Source organism: Deinococcota bacterium, assembly GCA_030858465.1.
Taxonomy (GTDB): Bacteria; Deinococcota; Deinococci; order Deinococcales; family Trueperaceae; genus JALZLY01.
The window spans coordinates 22,448-28,754 of the sequence record JALZLY010000160.1; the positions used below are offsets into that span (position 1 = coordinate 22,448).

Annotated in this window: 7 protein-coding genes and 1 riboswitch; of the genes, 3 read left to right on the forward strand and 4 right to left on the reverse strand. The window is 60.4% G+C overall.

Annotated features, from left to right (window positions below):
• Nucleotides 1-414: 414 nt before the first annotated feature.
• Nucleotides 415-1,626: a transposase gene (locus tag M3498_08150; protein ID MDQ3459252.1), complete on the reverse strand. Its 1,212-nt coding sequence runs from the start codon at nt 1,624-1,626 to the stop codon at nt 415-417.
• A 19-nt stretch (nt 1,627-1,645) separates the two neighbouring features.
• Between M3498_08150 and tnpA the strand changes: the two genes are divergently transcribed.
• Nucleotides 1,646-2,062 (forward strand): IS200/IS605 family transposase, encoded by a 417-nt coding sequence (gene tnpA / locus M3498_08155; protein ID MDQ3459253.1) that lies wholly within the window; start codon nt 1,646-1,648, stop codon nt 2,060-2,062.
• Here the strand turns inward: tnpA and M3498_08160 are convergent.
• The 3 genes from M3498_08160 to M3498_08170 form a co-directional block, all read right to left on the reverse strand.
• A complete protein-coding gene (locus M3498_08160) occupies nt 1,997-2,479 on the reverse strand; it encodes a hypothetical protein (GenBank protein ID MDQ3459254.1) in 483 nt (160 codons plus the stop codon). The two genes, tnpA and M3498_08160, sit on opposite strands and share 66 nt — an antisense overlap.
• Nucleotides 2,480-2,610: 131 nt before the next feature.
• Entirely contained in the window at nt 2,611-2,979 is a 369-nt protein-coding gene (gene crcB, locus M3498_08165; protein ID MDQ3459255.1) for a fluoride efflux transporter CrcB, read from the reverse strand.
• Nucleotides 2,976-3,440: a CrcB family protein gene (locus M3498_08170; protein ID MDQ3459256.1), complete on the reverse strand. Its 465-nt coding sequence runs from the start codon at nt 3,438-3,440 to the stop codon at nt 2,976-2,978. The genes crcB and M3498_08170 overlap by 4 nt, the downstream gene beginning before the upstream one ends.
• Before the next feature lie 135 nt (nt 3,441-3,575).
• Nucleotides 3,576-3,637, reverse strand: a riboswitch (Fluoride riboswitch).
• Nucleotides 3,638-4,025: 388 nt separating this feature from the next.
• On the opposite strand from M3498_08170, the gene M3498_08175 reads away from it, so the two are divergent.
• Nucleotides 4,026-4,949 (forward strand): UbiA family prenyltransferase, encoded by a 924-nt coding sequence (locus M3498_08175; protein MDQ3459257.1) that lies wholly within the window; start codon nt 4,026-4,028, stop codon nt 4,947-4,949.
• A 54-nt stretch (nt 4,950-5,003) separates the two neighbouring features.
• Entirely contained in the window at nt 5,004-6,128 is a 1,125-nt protein-coding gene (locus M3498_08180; protein MDQ3459258.1) for a type III polyketide synthase, read from the forward strand.
• Nucleotides 6,129-6,307 lie beyond the last annotated feature (179 nt).

The following is a 6,307-nucleotide window of genomic DNA, read 5'->3' on the forward strand; positions in this document are numbered from 1 at the left end:
TCAGCCAGCCTCGAGGCGCGCCCGCTAATTCTTCGTCTTGTTTTGCCTTGCCGGTATCAGCGGTGTTCATAGCTCAGGCTCCAAACTCCGTCACCGCCGGGTGGTGGAAGGGCGGGATGAAAAAGAGCCGGATGACGTAACCGGCAAACGTTGATGACAGGTGCTTTCGCAACCATTGTCGGGGGAAGCGGCTACTCCCTCCCGGAGTACCACCGAGTACTACTTACCACTACCAAGGGCGTGGCGGCGGCTCAGGCATGTGAGGATGACAACTCGTCTGGCGCATTAGCTCACAGCGTAGCCTAAACCGTCCGCACACGGCGAAGACGCTTGAACGGCAGCCTTGCCGGCCTTAATCCTCGAGGTTGATCTCTAGTTCGTAGCGGGCGTTCGCCTTCATTTCCAGATGAACTACTACGCCCCAAGCCTGACGGCTATGGGGGTAGTTTCCTGGGTCTTTATCCCCAAACTACAGGGACTCGCCAGCAAGCCGGTTCCCAGCTCGTTATTAGCCCAAGCAAGCATCACTTGGGCAGCAGCAACATCTCTAGGTAGCTCGCAGCCACACTCGCACGAGTGCCAACGCGTAGAGAGGAGCTTCTTATGCTGACGGCCACAAGACGGGCAGGTTTGCGAGGGCTTAACCTTGCGTGTTGGCACCTCAATCAGACGAAAGCTATCAGCTTCTTCCGCTTTATAGCTGAGCATCTGCTTGATGGTCGCCATCCCCACATCCAAGATGGAACGGTTAAGCCCTGCTTTGTACCTGCCGCCATTGGCGGTCATGTTCTTGACGTTAAGCGTTTCGGTAGCGATAAGCCCGTAGGTCTTAATCAGTTTAGCCGTTTCTTGGTGCTGAAAGTCCTTCCGCTGGTTGGCAACCTTTTGGTGCAAGCGACACAACACCAAACGGGTCTTCTCTCGATTCGCACCACCGCGCTTTTGATTGGCAAGCTTCCGCTGCAACACCTTGAGTCCGCGGAGCGTTGCTCGAAGATAGCGTGGGTTCTCTACTTTGTCGCCATTGCTGAGAGTCATCGCACTCTCGCAGCCAAGGTCCAATCCAATTGCTGCTGTACCCGCCTCACGGTTTGGCTCACAGCGCACCGTGATGCTGGCGTACCACTGTTCGTTCCGGCGAGTCAAGGTGAGAGTGGTCGGCTTGCCCCACTGTCGCGGTTTACCTCGAATCTTGAGCTTGCCGAAGTTGGTGATGTCCAGAAAGCCATGCTTACCGTTCGGACCAAGTGCAAACTTCCACCCGGAGGGGTCGGGGTAGGTAAATCCTTTGTACCTCGTGGCCGATTTGAACCGTGGGAAACCAGGTTTTTGCCCCACCTTAACCCTACGGAAGAATGCGGCAAAGGCGCGGTCTACCCGGCGCACCGTTTCTTGCAGTGCGTGCGAGCCAAGCGGGAGGCATTCGGGCAACTCAGCTTTAAGGGCAGGCAGTTCGTTCTGCTGGTCGTAGTAGCTGAGCGACTTGCCGCACTTGCGGTAAGCCGTGATGCGCTGCTCAAGACAGGCGTTATAAAGCCGTGCGTGCAAAACGTTCCATTCGTCCAACTGCACGGCTTGTGCAGCGGTTGGGTAGACTTTGAACAGGGCACGGCGGGTAACAACCATAAGCGAGTATACTATGGTTATGACACTCAAGACAACACTAAAGTCACACTCGCACAGTGTTTTTCGACTTTACTACCACTTGGTTCTAGTGACGAAGTATAGACGCAAAGCGCTCTCTGGGGACATGCTCAAAAGCGCCGAAGAAATTGTCACGCGACTATGCGAGTCGTGGGAGTACGAGTTAGTCGAGTTGTCGGGCGAGGCAGACCATCTGCATATTCTGTTCGAAGCGCACCCCGGTATGGAGTTAGCCAAGTTTGTCAACAACCTCAAGACGGTAACAAGTCGCCTTCTCAGGCGCGACTATGGCGAGCGCCTAGCGCGGTTTTACTACAAGCCTGTGCTGTGGTCAGGCTCCTACTGTATTCTCTCAACGGGCGGCGCGCCTATCGAGGTTATCAAGCGCTATCTGGAATCTCAGGAGACGCCGCCCTAAATTTGGCCCTGTCGGGCGACTCGCTAACCCCCACCTGGCTTTCAGCCAAGATGGGGGACTGCGCGAGCCAAGATGGTCAAGATCGAGCTCCTCGCCCTCCCGCTCGTACCTTGCTTCGATCTCATCGTCGCTCCTTTCCAACTCAGTCTGCTCCCAGCCAAGCTGGATAAGCTGCTCGTGGAAGTGCTCGTAAAGCGCCTCCAGGCTGGCGTCGGACTCGAAGACGGTGTGGGAATCGTGCGTTTCGCTTCTCTGCTCGAGAATGACCGAGCCGGGAAAGGCGACGAGCCCCAAGTAAGGGTTGACGACCTCGGCCTCCTCGGCGGGCGCTGCGGCCTCTTGTGCTTGCAACGGTGCGGCCCAAGCCATCACGACGAGGGCGGCTAAGAGCGTGACATAGGCCAGATACTTTGCCATAACAGCCTCCTGCGACGACAGGTTCAGCGGTCGCCGACACGGGGAGCATAGAGCCATGAAAGCCGCGGGCAGTGTGGCAGCAGCCACGATATTCGACCACCCCCGACTTTCTTGGCTAGCGAGTCTTAACCCTACCAAAGCGCGGCGAGCCACAGGCCCGCAGCGGCGGCGGCGACCCCGGCCAGCAGGCTGCCGGCGGCGTTCACTAAGGCTGCGCGCCAAGCGCCCTCCTCGACGAGTCTGGCCGTCTCGTACATCCACGTCGAGAAGGTGGTGTAGGCGCCGAGAAAGCCCGTGCCGAGAAGCACCTTGACCTCTACCGGCATGCCCCGGTAGAGCACCAGCCCGGCGAGAAAGCCGAGCGCCAAGGAACCCGTCACGTTGACGGTAAAGGTGCCCACAGGAAAGGAGCCTCTCACCCGGCTGACCAGATAGAAGTCGATGAGGTAGCGGCTTGCGGCTCCGAGGGCGCCGGCCAAGGCTATCCAAAGAGGATTCACGCGCGACCCCTGGCAAGGCGTCTTGCCACCCATATGCCCAAGAAAGCAAAGAGGAGCCCGACGGCGACGCTAGCCGCGCTGTAGCCCAGCGCAATGAGGAGCCAGCCGTCCCGGCCGAGCGCGACGATGTCCAAGCTGAGATTGGAAAAGGTCGTAAACGAGCCAAGGATACCCGTCGTCAAAAAGGGCCGGATGTCCCAGCGCCAGCGCCAGTGCTCTAAGACGAGGGTGAGGACGAGGCCAAGGAGAAAGGCGCCGGCAATGTTTTCTGTAAAGATGGTGAGCGGAAAGCTGCCGGGAACGACGGGAAAGGCCACGATGAAACTGTAACGGAGCGTGGCGCCAATCGCCCCGCCCGCCGCGACCGCTAAGATGTTTTTAAGGGGCGGCAGGGAGGCGGGCGGGGCCTTGCCGCCCGCGGCGCGGGCGGCGGGGGTCGTCTCGAGCTTGGGACGCCGCATTATGTCAGCTCCCAGCCGCTGGCCACGGCATTGTTGATGACAATCGTAGCCGCAGTGGCACAGAGCAAGCTGGAACCTTAAAACCCTTCATACCTCAATATCCCTTATCAGGAGGACAAGAAAAAACCCCTAACCTCCCGGATAGGAGCCATCAGCCTAAAAAGGCGGTTGTGGCGAGCCCCATCGCCTTGTTGAGCTATCGTACCATGTTGTTTCGGGCCGGGACACGGCCTTCGGACGTTAACAGCAATTCGAAATGAAGCCAGAAAGCATGTCGGGGACGCATTCAAAGCCGAAGCATTTGAAGAGGCGGGGTGGCAAGTTCGGCCTCTATACGAACCTCTTTGGAGCCATCAGCGCCTCGTCTAGCACGCACTTGATGGGCTAGACCTAGCGGTTGTTCCGCTACAACGTGATCGCGCCTGCTTCGAGCAACCTCATCTTTAGGAAAGCCCCTGGTGGGCGGCGTGTCTGAAGGATAGCAAGGAGAGTGGCGGCCAGTCTCTCATGAAACGCCCACTTCGAATTGCTGTTGAGGAGTAGTAAGGAGTAGATGTTTAAGAGGTAGACTGGGGCAGAACGGCGATGCAACGCTCTCGAGTCCCCTACCCCCAGTTGCTTCAACTCCTGCATCATCCTTGGCTGCGCCATCTGCGCTTGCCCTTTAACCTGCTCTTATCGCCCATCTACCTGTGGGGCGTGCTCCTGGCCGGAGGCTCGCCGCGCGAGGCTGGCTTTTGGCTGGGTTACTTGTCGCTGCACCTCTTTTTGTACGGCGGCACCACGGCCTTTAACTCCTATTTCGACAAGGACGAGGGTCCTATCGGCGGCATGCTCGAGCCTCCGGCGGTCGACGGCGGGCTGCTCTACTTTTCGCTGGCCGTGCAAGTCGCCGGTCTGCCGCTCGCACTCCTCGTCGGCCCCGCCTTTACGCTCGCTTGGTTAGCCCTCTTCACTATCTTCACGGCCTATTCGCACCCGGCGGTGAGGCTGAAAGCCAAGCCCTGGGCGGCGCTAGGGGCGATCGCCCTCGGGCAGGGCGCGGTGGGCTTTGCGGGGGGCTGGTTTGTCGGCAAGCCGACCTTGGCGTCGCTCCTGGAGCCCGTGGCGCTCCTCGGCATGGTCACCACGGCGCTCATCGTCACGGGCCTTTACATCGTGACGCAGAGCTACCAGACGGGGGAAGACCGGGCTCGGGGCGACCGCACCCTGCCGGTCATGCTCGGCGTGCGCGCGGCGCTTTACGTCGCGGTCGCCGTCCTCGCCGCGGGCGGCGCCGTGATGGTGCTCAGCCTGGGGGGCCGTTTTGGCTGGGGCTGGTCGGCGGCGCTCGGGCTGTTCTTCGCCGCGGTGGGCGTCGGTTTACTGCGCTGGGCAGGGCGTTTTGACGAGCTCGAGGTGAGGCGCAACTTTTATACCGCCATGCGCTTTGCGGCGGTGAGTTCGGGGGTGCTGAGCGCGTTTCTTCTCTATCACCTGCTCTGGGGGGCACCTGCTCTAGGGGGCTGAGGGTGGTTTTGAACCAAATGCTCCGCCCCGTAAGGTTGTAATGTTGTGCTAGACATGGCTGTTTTTATTCATCACATCGAAACCGCCGTGCCCGAGACGGCCTATGAGCAGACCTTTATCCGCGACGTCATGAAGGCGCACCTCGGCAGCGAACGCAAAGTCGAGCGACTCATCCACCGCGTCTACGCGCAGTCGGGGATTCATAAACGCCACAGCGTCATCCGCGACTTCAGCGAGCGCGCGCCCGCGGGCCTCTTTTATGACGGCGCGCAAGGCCGCCTCAAGGCGCCCACGACGGGGGAGAGAAACGGGCTCTACAGCGCGGCCTCGAGGCCCCTTTACAGCTGCTTGGCGCGCAAGGCGGTCGCGCACTGTCCGGGCGTCGCCGCGGCGGACATCACCCACGTCATCACGGTGTCGTGTACGGGCTTTTTTGCCCCCGGCCCCGACTACTTCATCGTCAGAGATTTGGGCCTGTCCCCGGCGACGCAGCGGTTTCATCTGGGCTTTATGGGCTGCTACGCGGCCTTTCCCGCCCTCAACATGGCGCGAGCCTTTTGCGAGGCCGACCCGGAGGCGACGGTTTTGGTGGTCTGCCTCGAGCTCTGCACGCTTCACCTGCAGCTCACCCAAAACCTCGACGCCATCATCGCCACCTCGGTGTTTGCCGACGGCGGGGCGGTGGCTGTCGTCAGCGCCCGCTCGCCGCAGGAGCCGGAGCGGGCGCTCAAAGTCGAGCGGCTCGCCACCACCTTGACGCCAAGGGGAGAGGAGGACATGGCCTGGACCATCGGCGACAGCGGTTTTACCATGGTCCTCTCGAGCTACGTCCCGGAGATTCTCGGCGCCAGCATCGCGGGCGTGCTCGAGCCGCTCCTTGAAGGAGGGGGCTTGGGAGATAACATTGCGCTGGGAGATATCGACCACTGGGCCGTCCACCCCGGCGGGCGCAGCATCTTGGACAAGGTGCAAAAGAGCCTGGCCTTGACCGACGCCGATCTTGCGCCCTCCCGAAAGACCCTGCAGGACTACGGCAACATGAGCAGCGCCACCATCCTCTTTGTGCTGAGAGAGGTCATGGACAAGCCGCCCGTTGGAGGGGATGAAACGCTCTGCGCGATGGCCTTTGGTCCTGGGCTCACGGTGGAAAGCGGCCTCTTTAGCAAAAACCCTCGTTAAGCCCGTGCCGCTCTTTCTCAGCAGCCGGGTCACGGATATCGAGGAGCGGATGGACAACCCGGCCTGTGACTTAAAGAAGCTCCACAACACCTACCGGCAGTTTCACCTCGTCAACCGCTTCGTCTCCGGCTGGAGGCGGGTCTACAGGGCTTATCTTAAGCCCGCCATGACCTCTGGGC

Bases quoted from the DNA above. Each gene is read 5' to 3' on its own strand.
- M3498_08150 (MDQ3459252.1), bottom strand. From the start codon at position 1,626: ATGGTTGTTACCCGCCGTGCCCTGTTCAAAGTCTACCCAACCGCTGCA.
- tnpA (MDQ3459253.1), top strand. From the start codon at position 1,646: ATGACACTCAAGACAACACTAAAGTCACACTCGCACAGTGTTTTTCGA.
- M3498_08160 (MDQ3459254.1), bottom strand. From the start codon at position 2,479: ATGGCAAAGTATCTGGCCTATGTCACGCTCTTAGCCGCCCTCGTCGTG.
- M3498_08170 (MDQ3459256.1), bottom strand. From the start codon at position 3,440: ATGCGGCGTCCCAAGCTCGAGACGACCCCCGCCGCCCGCGCCGCGGGC.
- M3498_08175 (MDQ3459257.1), top strand. From the start codon at position 4,026: ATGCAACGCTCTCGAGTCCCCTACCCCCAGTTGCTTCAACTCCTGCAT.
- M3498_08180 (MDQ3459258.1), top strand. From the start codon at position 5,004: ATGGCTGTTTTTATTCATCACATCGAAACCGCCGTGCCCGAGACGGCC.